We start from the raw sequence: 17,444 nt of genomic DNA on the forward strand, positions 1-17,444 counted from the left end.
TGGTAAAGCCAAGATCCAATAGCCAATAGCCAAAAGCCAAAAGCCAAAAGCCAGAGCGATTCCCGCCTGCGCGTGAATGGGGGCATAACTTCAACAACAACGGCAACAACAACCACAGTCATCATCACAACAGCCACAGCCACAGCTAGTCAGTCAATGCTTTGGTTGCAACAAATTTCAGCAGATTCCTTCTGGAATACGGAAAACGCCAGGGCTGTTCACAATGCAAAAGGCCCGCTGCAAAAGCAGCGGGCCTCCAATGCACGTCCAACCAGAACCAATCAGAACTTGTAGTTCACACCCACCTGGTAAGTGCGGCCCCATTCCACGGTTTCCAGCGGACGATCCTTGGTGCCGGCATAGGTTTCGTACTTGGAGTTGGTCAGGTTGCTGGCCTGCAGGAACAGGCTCAGGCCCTTGAACATCGTGCCGTCGCCGAAGCTGTAGCCCAGCTGCGCGTCCAGCACGTCCTCGCCCTTGACGTAGCGCAGGGTGCGGGCGCCGTTGAAGTTACCGATTTCACCAATGAAGTCCGAACGCTTGCGCTGGTTCAAACGCACTTCAAAGCCGCTGTTTTCATAGTAGGCGGTGAAGTTGTAAACGCGCTTGGACAGGCCCGGCAGCATGATCGGCTCGCTGCCCACGCTGGACGTGTTAGCTGGATCTGGCTTGATCATGATGTCGCTGTCATTGAAGCTGGCGCTGGCCACCACACCGAAGCCACGCAGGGCGTCGGAGAACAGGTCCAGCGGCAACGAGGCGGTCAATTCGGCACCGCGCAGGCTGCCACCGGTGCCGTTGAACGGTGCGGTGTAGTAACCGATGGACTGTGCCGGGACCTTCAGCTGGGCTGCATTGGTGCCAACCTTCAGCCACTCGGCTACCTGGTTGGTGAAATCGTAGCCGTCACGCTTCTCGGTGTAGATGTAGCTCTTCAGATCCTTGTAGAACACCGCGGCGGCCACATAGGCCTTGTTGCCGAAGTACTTTTCCCAGGACAGGTCAACTGCGTTGGCTACCCACGGATCCAGGGTCGGGTTGCCGCCGCTGGAGCCGGGCTTGCCGTTGTTGGTGTCCATGCCGAACTCCATCGAGGCGCGCAGTTCATCGACGCGCGGACGCGCGACCTGACGGGCCACGGCGAAACGGATGGTGTTCTCGGCCGGCAGTTCGAAGGCCAGGTTCAAGCTCGGCAGGAAGTCCAGATACGACTTGCCGGCGTTGATCGGAATCACCTGGCTGCCGACCGGCTGCGAACCATCCCAGTAGTTGGAGCGCGAGGACTGATCAACGTGCTGGGCCTGGATACCGACGTTGCCGCGCACCGGGATCGAGCCGATCTGGGTGCTGATGTTGGCGCGCAGGAAGGTGGTGGTGATCTTCTCGTCCACCGTCCACTGCTTCGGGATCAGGTAGCTCTCGGTGGTGGTCGGGTTGAACGTCATGTAGCGGCCAACTGCAGCAGGCACGTTCCAGGCCGGGATGTAGCCGGCGCCGGCAAAGCCGAGGTTGACCGGCTTGTACTGCAGGTCGGCGGCAATGCTGGTGATGCCCTGTGCGCCGAGGTTGATGTTGCCTTCGGCCTGGGTCTTGTTCTTGCTGCGATCGGCGTAGTTCATGCCGACGTCGAAGTCGGAGAACCAGGTGAAGCCTTCCGGCACCGGGAAGGTGGCCGCCAGCTTGAAGCCCTTCAATTCATCGTCGACATGCGGCGTCTTGCCGTAGCCGGAACCATAGATGGTGTTGGTCAGGTAGAGCTTGGTGTAGTCCGAATAATCAAAGCCCGGCGTGAACTGCGGGAACTTGCCGCCGCCGAAATTCAATTTCACCGAATCCAGCATCGGTGCCGGCAGCAGCTGCAGGTTGTTCTCCAAGTTCAGCTCGTCACGCTCGGCCTTGGACCAGCTGACGTCGGCCACGACGCGTACATCACCGAAGTTGAATTCGTTGTTCCAGCCAATGGCCTTGATGGTGTCTTCGCGGTTGTTGTACATGCCGCGGATCAGCGGATAGACGTTGTGCGCGGTGCCGCTGACGAAGCTGCCATTGCCGTTGACCACGACGTCGGTGACGTCCAGGCGGATCTTGTCCGGTTCATTGGTGCCGTTGAAGTCGCCCAGATGGATCTCCATCTGGTTGGCGGTGTCGTGTTCCTTGGCCTTGGTATAGAAGGTATCCAGCGTGCTGGTCCAGCTGTTGTTCGGCCGGAACTGCAGGGTCGCCATCACGCCATCGCGCTTGGAATTGCCGGTACGGCGCAACGCCTTGATGCCGTCGGAATAGAAGGTGCCGGCAGCCACGCCCGGGCGCCAGTTGTCGCCGATGGCCTGCCACGGCTCGTACAGGCCGACCTGGTTTTCCTGCTTGGACATTTCCGAGTGGGAGATGCCGATGGCCAGGCCGATGGTGTTGTCGGCGAACTTGTCGACATAGCTGAAGTTGAGACGGTTGCCGTACGGATCCTCGCCGGCGGCTTCGCCCAGCGAGTTCTTCTGGTAGCGGCCGCTGACGGCGATGACGCGCTCGTTGTAGCTGAGCGGGCGCACGGTCTGCATGTCCAGGGTGCCGGACAGGCCCTGGCCGACCAGGCCGGCGTCCGGGGTCTTGTACACGGTGACGCCGCTGATCAGCTCGGACGGGTACTGGTCGAACTCCACCGAGCGGTTGTCGCCGGTGCTGACCATTTCGCGGCCATTGAGCAGGGTGGTGGCGAAGTCGGGCGACAGGCCGCGCACGCTGATGGCCTGGGCACGGCCGGCGACGCGCTGGGCGGCCAGGCCGGGCAGGCGGGCGATGGATTCGGCGATGCTCACGTCCGGCAGCTTGCCGATGTCTTCGGCCGAGATGGCTTCCACGATCGAGGACGAGTCACGCTTGACCGAGATCGCGCTCTCGATGCCGCGGCGGATACCGGTCACGGTGACGGTGTCCAGATCGACGGCTTCAGCCTTGGCTTTCGCTTTGGCCCCGTCGTCCACGGTCTGTGCGTGCACGCCGGTGGCAGTCAATGTGATGGCTGAGGCCAGTGCAACGCTCAGCAGATTGCGCTTGGTGTTCAACATACTCCCCTCTCCCAGGTGATGTCGGTTGGTTGTTTTTGAGCTCCCCCGATTTTTTTGTGGGGGATGCGCCGCTGTTGTTTTTTCGATGCTTGCGGTTGACTCGCATGGTAATCAGCACGCAAGCCCGTGGCGTTGGGCTGCATACGTATTCAATGGGGGTTTGCGCTGGCAGATAGGTCTGAAAACGCTTTCTGCCGGGGTTTTGCCGCTAGCCCGTCATTCGCCAAACGGCGGGAATTGCTCTGGCCGAGGCTTTGGTTTTTGCTTTATGCCGTCATTCCCGCGAAGGCGGGAGTCGCTCTGGCCTTTTGCTCTTGGCTGTCATTCCCGCGAAGGCGAGAATCGCTCTTGTTTTTGACGTTCGCGTGGAAAGCCAAGAACTCAGAGCGATTCCCGCTTACGCGGGAATGACGGCATAGGAGCAAAGCCGAAAGCTTTCCGCTTCAGGCCGTCCAGCCCTTATTCCACCGGCACAAACCGCACTGCAGCACCGCCACCAGCCCCCAATTGCAGCTTGATCCGGTCAGTACTGCCCACCACCCGCGTCTCACGGAGAAACGCAAACGGTGCAGTTTCCCAATTGGCGCCCTCACCATCGCGGTAGATCTCCGCGCGGTAACGCTTGCCCGGGGTCAGGAACGACAAGGCCACATCCAGTGCCTGCGGCTTCTCACTGCCAACGCTGCCGACAAACCATTCCTCGCTGCCACGCGCCTTGCGCGCAAACGTCACGTACTGGCCAACCTCGCCGTTGAGCACATGGCTTTCCTCCCAATCCACCGCCACGTCCTTGATGAACTGGAAGGCGTCCGGATGCTGGGCGTAGTGCTCGGGCAGATCAGCAACCATCTGCACCGGGCTGTACAGCACCACGTACAAGGCCAGCTGCTTGGCCAGGGTGCTGCGCAGGGCCAAGCCGTTGCGGCCCTTCAGGCTGACGATCCCGGGGGTGTAATCCATCGGCCCGCCCAGCATGCGGGTGAATACCAGCGTGGCTTCATGGCCAGGCGGGTTGGGCGGGTTGCCCCAGGCGTTGAATTCCATGCCGCGGGCGCCTTCGCGCGATACCCAGTTCGGGTAGGTGCGGCGCAGGCCTGTGTCCTTGATCGGCTCGTGCGAGTTGATCGCGATGTGCTTGGCGGCGGCCTGCTGCAGCACGCGCAGGTTGTGGTTGCTCATCCACTGGCCTTCGTGCCATTCGCGGGTGATCGGGCCATCGGCCTCATCCTGGCGGTGGATGTCACCGGCGTCGCAGACATAGCCGGTCTTGATCACATCCACGCCGTTGCGCGCATACAGGTCCAGCGCAGCTGGGAGCTGGCGTTCGTAATGGCTGACTGCACAGGCGGTTTCGTGGTGACCGATCAGGTGCACGCCCTTGCCGGCGGCGTAGCTGGCAAGGCCCGGCAGGTCGAAATCCGGGGTAGCGCGGGTGAAGTCGAAGGCCTCGCCGTTGGCGAACCAGTCGCCGTCCCAGCCGATGTTCCAGCCTTCCACCAGCACGCCACGGAAGCCATTGGCGGCGGCGAAGTCGATGTAACGGCGGGTGTTGGCGGTGGTGGCGCCGTGCTTGGGGCCGGTCGCCCAGGTCTCGGTCTCCAGGTGCAGCGACCACCACACGCCGGCATATTTGGCTGGCTTGAACCAGCTCACATCGCCGATGGCGTTGGGTTCGTTGAGGTTGAGGATGAGGCTGGATTCGGCCAGATCACCAGCTTTCTCGCCGATGGTGATGGTGCGCCACGGGGTGTTGAAGGGCAGGGTACGCACCACCGGCGCGCCGCTGCTCGACGGTGTGAGCGTCGCGCGCAGGATGTCGCCATCACCACGGGCCAGGTTCATGCCGGCGTAGTCGACCAGCGCGGCTTCGTGGATGGAGATGTGCAGGCCGTTGTCACTGCGCAGGGTCAGTGGGGTCTGCGCGGTGCCGACTTCCTTCAGCGGTGTCTGGTGGTACAGGTATTCCTCGCGGTTCCACTCGAAGGCAGGAATCCACCATGCAGTTGCTGGGCGCGCCAGCGCGAACTCGGTGAGCTCGGCATGGATCTGCGCCTGCTTCATGCCGGACTGCTGCGGGAATTCATAGCGGAAGCCGATGCCGTCGTCGTAGACGCGGAACACCACGTCAAAGCGGCGCTCGTAGTTGCGGCCGGCGCCGGGCTTCTCGGTGAAGCTGGCGCGCAGTTCGTTGTAATGATTGCGGGTGAGGCGGCGCTCGCCCCAGGGCTGCTCCCAGGTTTCATTGAAGCTGCGCTGCGACTGGCCGGTCAGGGCGACATTGCGCTCCAGACGTCCATCGCCAAGCAGCATGCCCAGCCGCGACGGCGCGATCACTGCCTCGCCATTGCGCTCCACCCGATACGAGGGGCGGCCTTCGTGCTGGGATTCGACGATCACAACCAGGTGCTTGTCGGGTGAGGTGACGCGCGCCAGATCGGCGGCATGGGCTGGCAGGCAGCTGATCAGCAGCAGCGCGAAGGCTGCTTTCAGCGACAGTCGGGCAGGGGTGGGGCGTGTATCGGCCATGCGGGTCTCAACTCCGGGTTCTGGTCGGCGCGCCGCTCTTCAGGGTTGGCACGTGGCGCCACTATTCCCCGGTGGAGGCCGCTGTGGGCGCAATGCCGCATTGAATACGTATGCAACAGCGGTGCAGATCACAGGTGCGCCCTCTACCATGGCCGCAGCGCATCCGCGCCCAACATCGCATCCGTGATTCCCGGAGGGGGGAAGCGCTTGATGAATAGCAAACCGCAGCTGTCGTTCTGGCAGATCTGGAACATGTGTTTCGGCTTCCTGGGTATCCAGTTCGGCTTCGCGCTGCAGAACGCCAATGCCAGCCGCATCTTTGAAACGCTGGGCGCGCCGATGGACGCGGTGCCGGGGCTGTGGATCGCCGCGCCGCTGACCGGCCTGCTGGTGCAGCCGGTGATCGGCTATCTGTCCGACCGCACATGGACACGCTGGGGCCGCCGCCGTCCGTACTTCATGATCGGCGCGGTACTGACCACGCTCGCGCTGCTGGTGATGCCGAACTCGCCGACCCTGTGGATCGCCGCCGGCACGCTGTGGGTGCTGGACGCCTCGATCAATATCTCGATGGAGCCGTTCCGTGCCTTCGTCGGTGATCAGTTGTCGCCCAAGCAGCGCCCGGCCGGCTTCTCGATGCAGAGCTTCTTCATCGGCGTGGGTGCGGTGGTGGCGAGCTTCCTGCCTTTCATCCTTGCTCACTTCGGTGTGGCCAATACCGCGGGACCGGGTGAAGTGCCGGATACGGTGCGTTATGCCTTCTACTTCGGCGCGGCGGTACTGCTGCTGGCGATGAGCTGGACGGTGTTCAGCACGCGCGAGTATTCGCCGGCCGAGCTGGCCGGCTTCGATGATGCGGAGCCGTCCGCTGTGCATTCGACGCAACGCGTCGGCGGCTTGCCGCAGTGGAGCCAGATTGGCCTGTGGCTGGGTCTGGGTGTGCTGCTGGCAGTGTTGATCGCCTGGCGCCAAGGCGACCGCATGCTCTACGTGCTGGCCGGCCTGTGTGCCAGTTATGGTCTGCTGCTCGGCGTGGCGCGGGTGCTGCCGGGCACACATATGCTGGCTACCATCGTCGATGACCTGCGCAGCATGCCCGGCACGATGCGGCGCTTGGCCTGGGTGCAGTTCTTCTCCTGGTTCGCTCTGTTCGCGATGTGGATCTACACCACCGCAGCGGTGGCGGGCACGCACTTCGGTTCCACCGATACGCAGTCAGCGGCCTACAACGAAGGTGCGAACTGGGTAGGTGTGTTGTTCGGTGCCTACAACGGTTTCGCTGCCGTGGCGGCGCTTATCATTCCGCTGATGGTGCGGGCGATTGGCCTGCGCTGGAGCCATCTGGTCAATCTGTGGCTGGGCGGGTTGGGTTTGATCTCGCTGATGCTGATCAAGGACCCGCATTGGCTGCTGCTGTCGATGGTCGGCGTCGGCTTTGCCTGGGCCTCGATCCTGTCGCTGCCTTACGCGCTGCTGTCGGACAGCGTGCCGGCGGCGAAGATGGGCGTGTACATGGGCATCTTCAATTTCTTCATCGTGATCCCGCAGTTGGTTGCCGCCAGCGCCTTGGGCTTTGCCCTGCGCAACTGGTTGGGTGGCGATCCCATCCACGTGCTGGTGCTGGGTGGTTGCAGCCTGTTCGTGGCTGGATTGTTCGTACTGCGGGTTCCGTCGCAACAGGAGGTGGTGTGATGCGTAGTCGTTTGGTGGTAGCGATTTGTCTGGCAGTGGTGGCAGGTTCTTCCTTGGCTGATGAAAGGCCGGATTACATCGGCACCACCGAGCCATTCGCCAGTGATGCGGTGTACTTCGTGGTCACCGACCGCTTCGTCAATGGCGATACCAGCAACGACCATCGCGACCAGGGCGGCGAACAACGCACCTTCGATATCCCGGTGCCGTGCCCGGACAAGATCGACGGCAACATCGGTTATCTCGGCGGCGACTTCAAGGGCGTGTTGGACAACGCCGACTACATCCGCGCGCTGGGCTTTGGCGCGGTGTGGATCACGCCAATCATCGACAACCCCGATCAGGCCTTCACCGGCAGCAAGCCGATCAGCTGCACCAGCACCCTGACTGACCGCGGCAAGACCGGCTACCACGGTTACTGGGGCATCAACTTCTACAAGTTGGACGAGCATCTGCCCAGCGCAGACCTGGATTTCGCAGGGCTGGCCAAGGGCCTGCACGATGCCAAGCTGAAAGTGGTGCTGGATATCGTCGGCAACCACGGCTCGCCGGCCTGGACCATGCCCAAGCGGCAGCCGCAGTTCGGCCAGATCTTCGACAAGGACGGCAAGCTGATTGCCGATCATCAGAACCTGGCCCCGGACAAGCTCGACCCCAAGCACAACCCGCTGCATGCGTTCTACAACAACATCGGCCCGGTCGATGGCAGCAAGGGTTCGATCTTTGACGGCAACCTGGCCGAGCTGTCGGATTTCAATGAGCACAACCCGGCGGTGATGGATTACCTGGTTGGCGCCTACCTGCAATGGACCGCGCAGGGCGTGGATGCTTTGCGCATCGACACCATCGGCTGGCTGCCGCATCCGTGGTGGCATGAATTCGTAAACCGCATCCGCGCCGAGCACCCGGGCATGTTCATGTTCGGCGAAGCCTTCGATTACGACGCCGCCAAGATCGCCGAGCACACCTGGCCGGCGAACGCCAACGTCAGCGTGCTGGATTTCCCGCTGCGCGGTGCAATGTCGTCGGTATTCGGCAAGGAGCAGAAGGGCTTCGAAACGCTGGCCGAACCGCTGCATCTGAGCGGTGGCCCGTATGCCAATCCGTATGCGTTGATGAGCTTCTACGACAACCACGACATGGCGCGTCTGGATGCCAGCGATGCCGGTTTCATCGACGCGCATAACTGGTTGTTCACAGCACGCGGGATTCCGGTGCTCTATTACGGCTCGGAAACCGGCTTCATGCGCGGCCGCGCGGAGCATGCGGGTAATCGAGCGTACTTCGGTCAGCAGCGGGTGGATGAAGCAGGGCAGAGCCCGATTTTCGCGCCGTTGCAGCGCATCGCCAAACTGCGTGAGGCAACGCCTGCGTTGCAGCGCGGCCTGCAGGTGAATGAGCGGCTGCAAGGCGATGAGGCGGTGTTCTACCGTGTGCTGCAGCATGGAGATACCGCGCAGACGGCGCTGGTGCTGCTGAACAAAGGTGATGCTGCACGAAGCTTTGAGGTGAGTCGATATCTGCAGGCAGGGCAGTGGCGTGATGTGCTGGGTGGCAGCTCGCTGAAGGTAAATGGCTTGCTCAAGACAGAAGTGCCGGCGCATGGCGTCAAGGTGTTTGTGCTGGAAGGGCAGGTGATGCAGCCGGAGCTGCAGGCGCAGTTGGATGCTGCAATGGCGGATCAGATGGCGCGGGATAGTCGGTTAGCGAAGTAATGCCTGCTTAAGCCCCTCTCCCGCCTGCGGGAGAGGGGTTGGGGTGAGGGCAGCTTTAGCTGGCTAATCACGCCACGCTCCAAAAGCACCCCTCCCCAACCCTCCCCTTTGCTACGCAAAAGGGAGGGAGCAGATCGCTGTGCGGAAGGCTTTGCTTGTCTCCCTCCCTTTGCCGAAGGCAAGGGGAGGGCCGGGGAGGGGGAACTCTTGCTTCTGCACCAGCCTTTGCGACTCCCCAAGCCCCACCCGCTACAATCCGCCCCCAGGCATTCCCGGCGGCACCGTATGAACCAGCTTCCCCCGCAAACCCCCATCGAAACCCTGTTGCAGACGGCAATGGACGGCAAACTGCCGATCCGCGCCTTCATGCAGGCCTTCGTCGCCTCCGAAGTGGTGTTACTCACCGGCAGCCTGGTCACGCCTGACGGCAGTGGCTTTGATCCGCTGCTGTTCGACAAGCAGGGCGTGCTGCACGTGGCGGTATTCACCGATATGGCGCGGGTTGGCTTCCACCAGCAGCAGGCACCGCACAACATCCGCATGCTGATGCTTGAAGTGCTGCGTCGCGTGCCGGGCGGCTACGGCGTAGTGATCAACCCCGGCACCCCGTTGGGTTTTGAAATCTCACCGTCAGGCGTGGGCGAAATCCTCAAGGATTTCAGCTGAGCCAAGGCATGCAGCGGCACTGGCTGTGCGAATCACACGCCAAGCGATGATTCCCGCACCACCAGCTTCACCGGAATGGTGAGGCCTTCCACCGGCTCACCGGCAATCAGGCTCAGCAGCTTGTCGACCAGCAGCTGACCGGCCTGCTTGGTGTCCTGCTGCACCGTGGTCAGTGGCGGCGATACCGATGCCGCCAACGGAATATCGTCAAAACCGGTCACCGCGATGTCCTGCGGCACGCGAACGCCGCGCTCGCGCAATGCACGCAATGCACCAATGGCGATCAGGTCGCTGGCCGCGCAGATCGCATCGAAGTCCTTGCCGCTGTCGAGCAGGGCGATGCAGGCGGCGTGGCCGGACTCCTCGGTGGTGATGGCGTCATGCTGCAGCGTCGGATCTGCCTTCAAACCGCGTGCGGCCAAGGCTTCTACATGGCCGCGGTAGCGCTCTTCGAACTCGGGATAGTGGCTGGATGCATGGCCGAGGAACGCGATGCGCTGTCGGCCCTGTTCAAGCAGGTGCGCACTGATATCAAAGCCGCCCTGGAAGTTGTCACTGCCAATCGATACACCAGGCTGGCCCGGCAAGGCCGCACCCCAGCGCACGAAATGGGTGCCTTGCTCCACCAGCCGCTGCAGCCGCTCAACCGACTCGTGGTAGTCGCCATAGCCGAGCAGGATGATGCCGTCGGCCTTGTTGCTGTCCTCGAAGTCGGCATGCCAGTCGCTGGACAGCTGCTGGAATGAGACCAGCAGATCCAGCCCCTTCAGCGCACAGGCGCGGGTGATCGAGCCCAGCATCGAGTGAAAGAACGGGTTGATCAGCGAGTCATCGTTGGTCGGGTCTTCGAAGAACAGCAGGGCCAGCGTGCCGGACTGCTGGCAACGCAGGCTGGAGGCGTTCTTGTCCACCTTGTAGTTCAGCTGGCGGGCAATATCGAGGATGCGCTGGCGGGTTTCGGCATTGACCATCGGGCTGCCACGCAGCGCACGCGACACCGTCGGCTGCGAAACGCCGGCCATGTGCGCGATATCCAATGAGGTGGCTTTGCCCTTGATGACCATCTTGACCAGCAATCTGAACGACGTCTGGCATCATGCCATGAGGCCGGCGAAAGGGGGCGGACCGGCTCCGGGATCCGCCGCTTGTCGGGCGATTCCTGCGCTGGAGGGTGGCTGATCCGGCCTTGCCAAAGGCCGCCAGATGCGCAGCTGGGCCAGCGCAAGCCTTACACCGCAAGGGCTGCAAGGATTGGCTGCTATCTGTCGCCGGACAGATATAATACGTGGGCTATTGCCCGCATCCGGCGGGTGGACCCCAACGGAAGAGTAGGAACCTATGGCCCGCGGCATCAATAAAGTCATCCTCGTCGGCAACCTCGGCAACGACCCGGACACCAAGTACACCCAGGCCGGCATGGCGATCACCCGCATCAGCCTGGCGACCACCAGCGTGCGCAAGGACCGTGATGGCAACCAGCAGGAGCGTACCGAGTGGCACCGCGTGGTGTTCTTCGGCAAGCTCGGCGAGATCGCCGGTGAATACCTGCGCAAGGGCAGCTCGGTCTACGTCGAAGGCGAACTGCGCTACGACAAGTACACCGGCCAGGACGGTGTGGAGAAGTACACCACCGATATCGTCGCCAACGAAATGCAGATGCTCGGCGGCCGTGGTGAAGGCGGCGGTGGTGGCGGTGGCATGGGCGGCGATCGTCCGCAGCGCCAGTCGGCCCCGCGCCAGCAGCAGGGCGGCGGCCAGGGCGGTTACGGTAACCAGGACCAGGGCGGCGGTGGCGGCTACGGCGGCGGTCAGCGTCAGCAGCAGCGCCAGGCTCCGCCGCAGCAGCAGTCGGCTCCGCCGATGGACGACTTCGCCGACGACGATATCCCGTTCTGATCGCTACTCGACGCGTTCGTTTCAAAAAAAAGCCATGCATTGCATGGCTTTTTTTGTTCTTCAATTCGGGGAAAGTAATGAGTGGTTTACCCCCAATACTCCAATGTCATGAAAAATGAGAGGTTTCCGGTTCGTTAGCCACCTTCCAGATTTTTGTTCGATTGGATAATCGAAAATTGCGGCGAGTCCGATTCCGGGCGATGAGGATGTTTGGTCATGAAAGCGCCCACCACCATGCGGCCTGCCATAATCCACGCTAGTTGAGGTCTCATGGAAGACGCCATGCATGTTTCTGATCTTGTAAGTCTGGTTGGTGCCAAAGGCAGCGATCCACTGCTCGTGGATTGGTTCGAGCAGCACGGAATCGGCAAGCCGCCGGTGTCTGTCACTGCAAATCAGGGCACCAAGAGTGTCAAGGACAAGCCCCATGAGATGGAGTATTACTTCGCGTTCGACATCATCAACGACCGTTTCTATCCGCCGGTAGACGGCCCGCGCGGTGGCTTGCTCTGCCATCTGCAGTCCGTGCTGCTGTTTTCACGCAAGCCCAAGGGCAACATCACGTTGCCGGCTGGGTTCTGGGACGGTTTCGTGGGGCCGGATGCGAGCTTTGACGAGTGCATGGCCTTCTTTGACGGGAACGTGGACGCGTATGCCGATACGCAGCTGTTTCGGAAACCGCTTGGTGAGGACGTCGAGCTCAAGCTCTGGTATTGCCCCAGGAAGCAACGGGTGGAATCCATGCAGGTGAGCATCGTGCAGGATCGCCAGTTCATGGGATACCACGAGTTCGATCAGGCCAACGTGCATAACACGGTGAAACCGGCGGCCACGTTGGTAGTCAAGTGGTTGTTCGAGGGGCGTTATCTGCGGCTGCCTGACGACGTCTATGCTGAGGGGCTTGCAGACGATCATGCCGGGATTCTGGAGTTCGTTCGCCAGCATCTGAATGCTCATGTATGGGCATCGCAATTGAATGACGATCAGGTGCTTCGGCAGGTGCTCCGCCACACCCAGACCAGCAGGCCGTTGAAACTTTCGAATGGGGAGTCGCTGGAGCTGTTCGCGCAGACGCTATACCTACGAGCCGCCGGTGTATGGGATACGTATCAGGTGATCTACAACGATGATTCCCTGGACGACTGGGCCGGGTCAGTGGACCGCTTTCGGGAGTCGGTGATACTGGATGCGGGGCAGCGAGGTGCTTTTGTGGACATGCTGCACGAAGCGTATCGTCTGGTTGGCGCTGAAGAAGCTTAGCGCAGCAACGGATCAGGTTTGATTGTGTTGAGACCTTTGCCCGGAAATTGAAGGGCGTGCATGGCTTGATCAAGCCGTAAGAGTTGGTTTCGATGGCTTCGGTGATTTTCTCTGGTTCCTGAGAGGAATAGGCTATTCCCCTAGAACAGTTTCAAGTGCCTGCGTATGGAACTATCCGGCAGTGGGCAGTTAAAATCGCCCGACGCGGGCCGGACGCCCGTTCATTGGGGGGCAAGATGCAGATGATGAAGCTGGGGATGGCTTTGGTGCTGTCTTTCTGTTCGGCCAACAGCTGGGCGGCTGTGGATCTGGGGCACTTCATTCGCAAGGATGATTTCAACGACATCAAGTTGTCTCCGACGGGAAAGTACTACGCTGCAACGGTGCCGTTGGAAGGCAAGACCGCGTTGGTGATTTTCACCCGTGAAGGGAATAAGCAGTCGGGTGTCTTCATGGGTGGACGAAACACCCATGTAAATGGCTTTGAGTGGGTGAACGAGGAACGGGTGCTTATCAGCATTGCCGAGAAATACGGCATGTTGGATCAACCGCGGCCCACCGGTGAGTTGTATGCCATCAATGCCAATGGGGAGCAGCCGGATCTGCTGGTTGGTTATCGAGTGCAGGGCAATGGCCCTGGGACACGTATCCAACCCAAGAAAGTTGAGGACGTTGCGGCGTTCCTGGTGGATACACTGCCTGAGGATCCGCGCAACGTCGTGGTGTCGACATGGATGCTGGGTACAGCAGAGCCTTTCACCCGTGCCGAAAAGTTGGATGTAAGGAGTGGTCGACGCACCACCATGGCATCTGCCCCGGTGCGCAATGCCAGTTTCGTGACTGACAACACTGGCGAAGTACGATTGGTGGTTGGCGCTGACGTGGACAATGTCAGCAAGCTCTACTATCGAGAAGGGGCTGGCAGTGATTGGCGGCTGATCAACGACCAGAGGGGCAATGGGCACATCGAGCTGCCCTTGGGTTTTTCCGGTGACGGCAAACTTGCGTATCTGCAGGTACGCGGTGAAGGGCGTGGTCCTGACAGTATCGTAGCCTGGGATCCCGTCAGTAACGTGCGCACCACGTTGGTAGGCGACGAAGGCGCTGATCCATGGTCCATCATCTATCGCAACGGCACGTCGATACCGGTCGGGGTGCAGATAATGGATGGGCGGCATCGCAGTGTGTTTTTCGACAACGCTGCGCCTGAGGCGCGTCTGTACCGGAGTGTTGAGGCAGCGTTCCCCGGGCAATCCGTGCGAGTGACATCCAGCACCCAGGACGGCGCTTTGTTGATGGTGAAAGTCTGGTCCGGTAGCAACCCCGGCGATTTCTATCTGTTTGATACACAAGCCAAGAAGTTGGAATACCTGCTGGCCGCCGGTAGCTGGATCGACCCGGACAAGGCAGCCGTGGTGGAGCCTTTCAGCTTTACCTCCCGCGACGGGCTCAAGATCCACGGCTATCTCACCAAACCGCGTGGCGTGAGTGGTCCGCAGCCCATGGTTCTGATGCCGCATGGTGGGCCATACGGGATCTTCGATGAATGGCATTACGACCGTGACGCGCAGATGTTGGCGGCGGCGGGCTATACGGTAATGCAGGTCAATTATCGCGGGTCGGGAAACTACGGATGGGAGTTCCGGCGTGTCGGCGCGCAGCAATGGGGCGGAACGATGCAGGACGATCTCACCGATGCGACGCGCTGGGCGATCCGCGAAGGTCAGGCTGATGCGACAAAAATCTGTATTTATGGCGCCAGCTACGGTGCTTACGCCGCGTTGATGGGTGCAGCAAAGGAGCCCACGCTCTATCGCTGTGCGGCCGGCTATGTGGGCGTTTATGACTTGCCGATGATGCAGCGTGCAGATGCGCGCACCGCGCGTAGTCTCGGCAATTGGTCCAAGGACTGGGTTGGCGAGGATCAGGCCGCGCTGGCTGCTGCGTCCCCGAACCGATTTGCAGATCGAATCAAAGTTCCGGTGTTTCTCGCTGCGGGTGGCGAAGACGAGATCGCGCCAATTGAGCACACCCGGATGATGGAGGCAGCATTGAGCAAGGCCGGTGTTCCGGTTGAGTCGCTGTACTTCAGCACCGAAGGTCACGGTTTCTATACCGAGCCGCACCAGCGCGAGTACTACGGCAAGTTGCTGAGCTTCCTGTCCCAACATCTAGGGGGAGAGAAGGCCAAGTAGCAGCGCTACGTACGCAGTCCGGGTGGTGGCAGCTGCCGCCTCCGGTGCTGAAACTGCAGCGTTACCTGGGTTTCTGACAGTCATTCCCATGCTGCGTAATTCATTGCCCTGGCGGATGCATTGCAACGGTTCTTGCTTGCGGGCCTGAACGAGGGCTTGGCCGCCCTCTGGGCAGGTCACTGACGTCGCGGAGGTGACGGGCGGCCGCGTTCGGTAAGGGTGGGTTCCTGCGCCAGCCGCTCGGCCATGAAGCTGATGAAGGCAGTCAGCTTTGGCGGTAGATGTCGTGTCGGCGCATACAGCACCCAGGCCTGTCCGCCGTAGTTGCTTTGAAACGACCAGTCGCTGAGGACCTGGACGATGCGTCCATCCTGCAGCGCATCCTTGGCGGTGAAGTAGGGCAGGCTGCCGATGCCCAGATGATTGAGCACGGCGTCGAGCCGTGCGCCAGTATGGTTGACTGCATAGCGACCACGCACGGTGACGCTGGCGGTCTTGCCTTGGCGCTGTAGTTTCCAGCGGGCGTCGCCGGGCTCTTCGCCCAGATAGATGCAATCGTGGTCGCGCAGGTCCTGAGGTTGCACCGGTGTTCCGCGTGCTCGCAGATACTCCGGCGATGCACACAGCAGGTGATCGATGCTGATCAGTGGGCGCCCCATCAGCCCCGGTGCGGGATGATCGGAGATGCGTATGGCCAGATCGATCTCGTCATCAATCAGGTCCAGGTGCCTATCCTCGAAGCGCAGCAACAGATCAACCTTGGGATAACGCGCCAGAAAGTCGGCCACGTGTGGATGGATCAGGGCGCGCCCGACGGCTTTGGGAACGCTGACGCGCACCAGTCCTTGCGGCTCGGGACTGAGCTGATGCGAAATCGACATCACCGACTGGGCTGCGCTGGATACATCGGTGCAGCGCTGGAACACCTCTCTGCCAAGCTCACTTAGCCGCAATTTGCGGGTGGAGCGCTGCAGTAGCCGGATACCCAGTGCCTTTTCCAGTCGTGCCACCGAGCGGCTGGTGGCCGAGGGCGTGCTGCCGAGCTGGCGGGCCGCCTCGGAAAAGCTGCCGGTTTCCACGACTTTTACAAAAGTGACCATGTCTGCCATCAAGGCGATGGCCTTATTTGTGCTCATGGCGCAAAAATTATTTGGATTTTATGGGCATTCCCCGAGTCTGATCCCGGGAATAGAATTTTTCCAGTCGGGCGAGATCAGCAAAGAAGCCGGAGTCGGCTATGCCGCACAGGCCGATATGTGGAGCAGCTCCGCTATTGGATTCAATGCTGGCGGCTTGTTGATGCGCCGGCGGCACAGGCCCAACCGGCAGAGGCCTCGGATTGGCTGCGGAATCACATTCCGGTCGTCCTGATCAGGCAGGCCATGCGCCATCGCTGCGTCCGACCCATTTCCAATTGAACAGGCCTCCGATCTTGACCACTTACTACCCTGAGTTCCTTTCGCTGGCGTTGATACATCTGTTGGCGGTCATTGCGCCAGGCCCGGATTTCGCTGTTACCGTACGACAGAGCGTGCGCAAGGGGCGCCGGGCCGGCATCTGGGTTGGGATCGGGATAGGTGCCGGTATTTCGGTGCACGTGCTCTACACCTTGTTTGGAGTAGGTGCGTTGCTGCATGCCAAGCCATCGTTGATGGCATTGGCCAAGATTGCCGGGGCAGGTTACCTGCTCTACCTGGTGTTCTCTTTCCTGCGCAGTGCAAGACTGGAAAAGCCCGTTGTTGATATCGCGGCTGATGCTGCAACCGCCGATGGTGCCTGGCGCTCGTTTGCACTGGGCTTCATGACCAATGCCACCAACCCGAAGGCAACGTTGTTCTTCCTGGCCATTTTCACCACGGTGGTCAACGCGGCGACGCCGCTGAGTGTCCAGGCCTTTTACGGTGCGTGGATGTGCCTGGTGAATGCAGGTTGGTTCGTGCTGGTTGGGATGTTGTTCGCTCAGCCAAGCGTGCGGGAGAGATTCCTGCGGATGGGTGGGCGCCTGGAAGCCATCATCGCGGTGGTGTTTTTCGCGCTCGCGTTGCGCCTGCTATGGGATGTTGCTGGGAGCTGGTTGGGTGTGACTTCTACGTGAGTTGTTTATCACCTGTGGCCGTCGTTGGCGCTGGTATGTGGAATGTCATAAGTTGCTTGATTCCCCACTGACCAGAGAACCGGATACGCCATCCGAGCTGCGCCATCGGGCGCACCTGGGCGGTTGGCTGACGGTGGGACCCAAGCTGCCGTACGGGAAGCACACGGACAGTTGAGCCGCTGGATGCGGCCTTTATTGGTGGTGTGAAGCTGAAGGTGGCTTTGCAGCCCACATTTTTTTTGGGAGCGGCGCAAGCCGCGAAGCTGATGCTGTGTCAGGTTGCGGATGTTGTTGTCACGCAAGCAGTGCTAGCTTCGCGGCTTATGCCGCTCCTACA

The 17,444-nt window shown here is 61.1% G+C and carries 12 protein-coding genes; 8 read left to right on the forward strand and 4 right to left on the reverse strand.

From position 1 onward, the window contains the following. Nucleotides 1–281 precede the first annotated feature (281 nt). Both ACVOK8_RS13330 and ACVOK8_RS13335 read right to left on the reverse strand, forming a co-directional pair. Nucleotides 282–3,062, reverse strand: coding sequence for a TonB-dependent receptor (locus ACVOK8_RS13330; RefSeq protein ID WP_481567242.1), 2,781 nt, complete (start codon nt 3,060–3,062; stop codon nt 282–284). A 459-nt stretch (nt 3,063–3,521) separates the two neighbouring features. Then, nucleotides 3,522–5,588 carry a glycoside hydrolase family 97 protein gene (locus ACVOK8_RS13335; protein WP_481567243.1) on the reverse strand — a complete coding sequence of 689 codons (2,067 nt, stop codon included), beginning with the start codon at nt 5,586–5,588 and terminating at the stop codon, nt 3,522–3,524. Nucleotides 5,589–5,798: 210 nt separating this feature from the next. On the opposite strand from ACVOK8_RS13335, the gene ACVOK8_RS13340 reads away from it, so the two are divergent. The 3 genes from ACVOK8_RS13340 (at nt 5,799) to ACVOK8_RS13350 (ending at nt 9,661) form a co-directional block, all read left to right on the forward strand. Beyond that, nucleotides 5,799–7,280: an MFS transporter gene (locus ACVOK8_RS13340; RefSeq protein ID WP_481567244.1), complete on the forward strand. Its 1,482-nt coding sequence runs from the start codon at nt 5,799–5,801 to the stop codon at nt 7,278–7,280. Beyond that, entirely contained in the window at nt 7,280–8,995 is a 1,716-nt protein-coding gene (locus ACVOK8_RS13345) for an alpha-amylase family glycosyl hydrolase (protein WP_481567245.1), read from the forward strand. The genes ACVOK8_RS13340 and ACVOK8_RS13345 overlap by 1 nt, the downstream gene beginning before the upstream one ends. A 285-nt stretch (nt 8,996–9,280) precedes the next feature. After that, nucleotides 9,281–9,661 (forward strand): SseB family protein, encoded by a 381-nt coding sequence (locus tag ACVOK8_RS13350; RefSeq protein ID WP_313397943.1) that lies wholly within the window; start codon nt 9,281–9,283, stop codon nt 9,659–9,661. 32 nt (nt 9,662–9,693) lie between these two features. On the opposite strand, the gene ACVOK8_RS13355 is transcribed toward ACVOK8_RS13350, so the two are convergent. Next, on the reverse strand, nt 9,694–10,725 hold the full coding sequence (locus ACVOK8_RS13355; protein ID WP_481567246.1) for a LacI family DNA-binding transcriptional regulator: 1,032 nt from the start codon (nt 10,723–10,725) through the stop codon (nt 9,694–9,696). 274 nt (nt 10,726–10,999) lie between these two features. Between ACVOK8_RS13355 and ACVOK8_RS13360 the strand changes: the two genes are divergently transcribed. From ACVOK8_RS13360 to ACVOK8_RS13370, 3 genes are all read left to right on the forward strand, one after another. Next, the gene (locus ACVOK8_RS13360) at nt 11,000–11,557 is read left to right on the forward strand and encodes a single-stranded DNA-binding protein (protein WP_481536257.1); all 558 of its coding nucleotides are present in this window, start codon (nt 11,000–11,002) and stop codon (nt 11,555–11,557) included. A 270-nt stretch (nt 11,558–11,827) separates the two neighbouring features. Beyond that, entirely contained in the window at nt 11,828–12,817 is a 990-nt protein-coding gene (locus ACVOK8_RS13365; RefSeq protein WP_481567247.1) for a hypothetical protein, read from the forward strand. 242 nt (nt 12,818–13,059) lie between these two features. After that, the gene (locus tag ACVOK8_RS13370) at nt 13,060–15,012 is read left to right on the forward strand and encodes an alpha/beta hydrolase family protein (RefSeq protein WP_481567264.1); all 1,953 of its coding nucleotides are present in this window, start codon (nt 13,060–13,062) and stop codon (nt 15,010–15,012) included. 176 nt (nt 15,013–15,188) lie between these two features. Here ACVOK8_RS13370 and ACVOK8_RS13375 read toward each other — a convergent pair whose 3' ends face one another. Then, entirely contained in the window at nt 15,189–16,112 is a 924-nt protein-coding gene (locus ACVOK8_RS13375; protein WP_481567248.1) for a LysR family transcriptional regulator, read from the reverse strand. Between ACVOK8_RS13375 and ACVOK8_RS13380 the strand changes: the two genes are divergently transcribed. Continuing rightward, nucleotides 16,111–16,383, forward strand: a complete 273-nt coding sequence (locus tag ACVOK8_RS13380) for a hypothetical protein (RefSeq protein ID WP_481567250.1) — start codon at nt 16,111–16,113, stop codon at nt 16,381–16,383. The genes ACVOK8_RS13375 and ACVOK8_RS13380 overlap by 2 nt on opposite strands. A 61-nt stretch (nt 16,384–16,444) precedes the next feature. After that, the gene (locus ACVOK8_RS13385; protein WP_481567251.1) at nt 16,445–17,107 is read left to right on the forward strand and encodes a LysE family translocator; all 663 of its coding nucleotides are present in this window, start codon (nt 16,445–16,447) and stop codon (nt 17,105–17,107) included. The last annotated feature ends 337 nt before the right edge of the window (nt 17,108–17,444 follow it).

The organism is Stenotrophomonas sp. STEN083, from assembly GCF_056759195.1.

Excerpts from the sequence above, each read along its gene's own strand:
- ACVOK8_RS13330 (WP_481567242.1), bottom strand. The coding sequence starts at position 3,062 with ATGTTGAACACCAAGCGCAATCTGCTGAGCGTTGCACTGGCCTCAGCC.
- ACVOK8_RS13335 (WP_481567243.1), bottom strand. The coding sequence starts at position 5,588 with ATGGCCGATACACGCCCCACCCCTGCCCGACTGTCGCTGAAAGCAGCC.
- ACVOK8_RS13340 (WP_481567244.1), top strand. The coding sequence starts at position 5,799 with ATGAATAGCAAACCGCAGCTGTCGTTCTGGCAGATCTGGAACATGTGT.
- ACVOK8_RS13345 (WP_481567245.1), top strand. The coding sequence starts at position 7,280 with ATGCGTAGTCGTTTGGTGGTAGCGATTTGTCTGGCAGTGGTGGCAGGT.
- ACVOK8_RS13350 (WP_313397943.1), top strand. The coding sequence starts at position 9,281 with ATGAACCAGCTTCCCCCGCAAACCCCCATCGAAACCCTGTTGCAGACG.
- ACVOK8_RS13355 (WP_481567246.1), bottom strand. The coding sequence starts at position 10,725 with ATGGTCATCAAGGGCAAAGCCACCTCATTGGATATCGCGCACATGGCC.
- ACVOK8_RS13360 (WP_481536257.1), top strand. The coding sequence starts at position 11,000 with ATGGCCCGCGGCATCAATAAAGTCATCCTCGTCGGCAACCTCGGCAAC.
- ACVOK8_RS13365 (WP_481567247.1), top strand. The coding sequence starts at position 11,828 with ATGGAAGACGCCATGCATGTTTCTGATCTTGTAAGTCTGGTTGGTGCC.
- ACVOK8_RS13370 (WP_481567264.1), top strand. The coding sequence starts at position 13,060 with ATGATGAAGCTGGGGATGGCTTTGGTGCTGTCTTTCTGTTCGGCCAAC.
- ACVOK8_RS13380 (WP_481567250.1), top strand. The coding sequence starts at position 16,111 with ATGTCTGCCATCAAGGCGATGGCCTTATTTGTGCTCATGGCGCAAAAA.
- ACVOK8_RS13375 (WP_481567248.1), bottom strand. The coding sequence starts at position 16,112 with ATGGTCACTTTTGTAAAAGTCGTGGAAACCGGCAGCTTTTCCGAGGCG.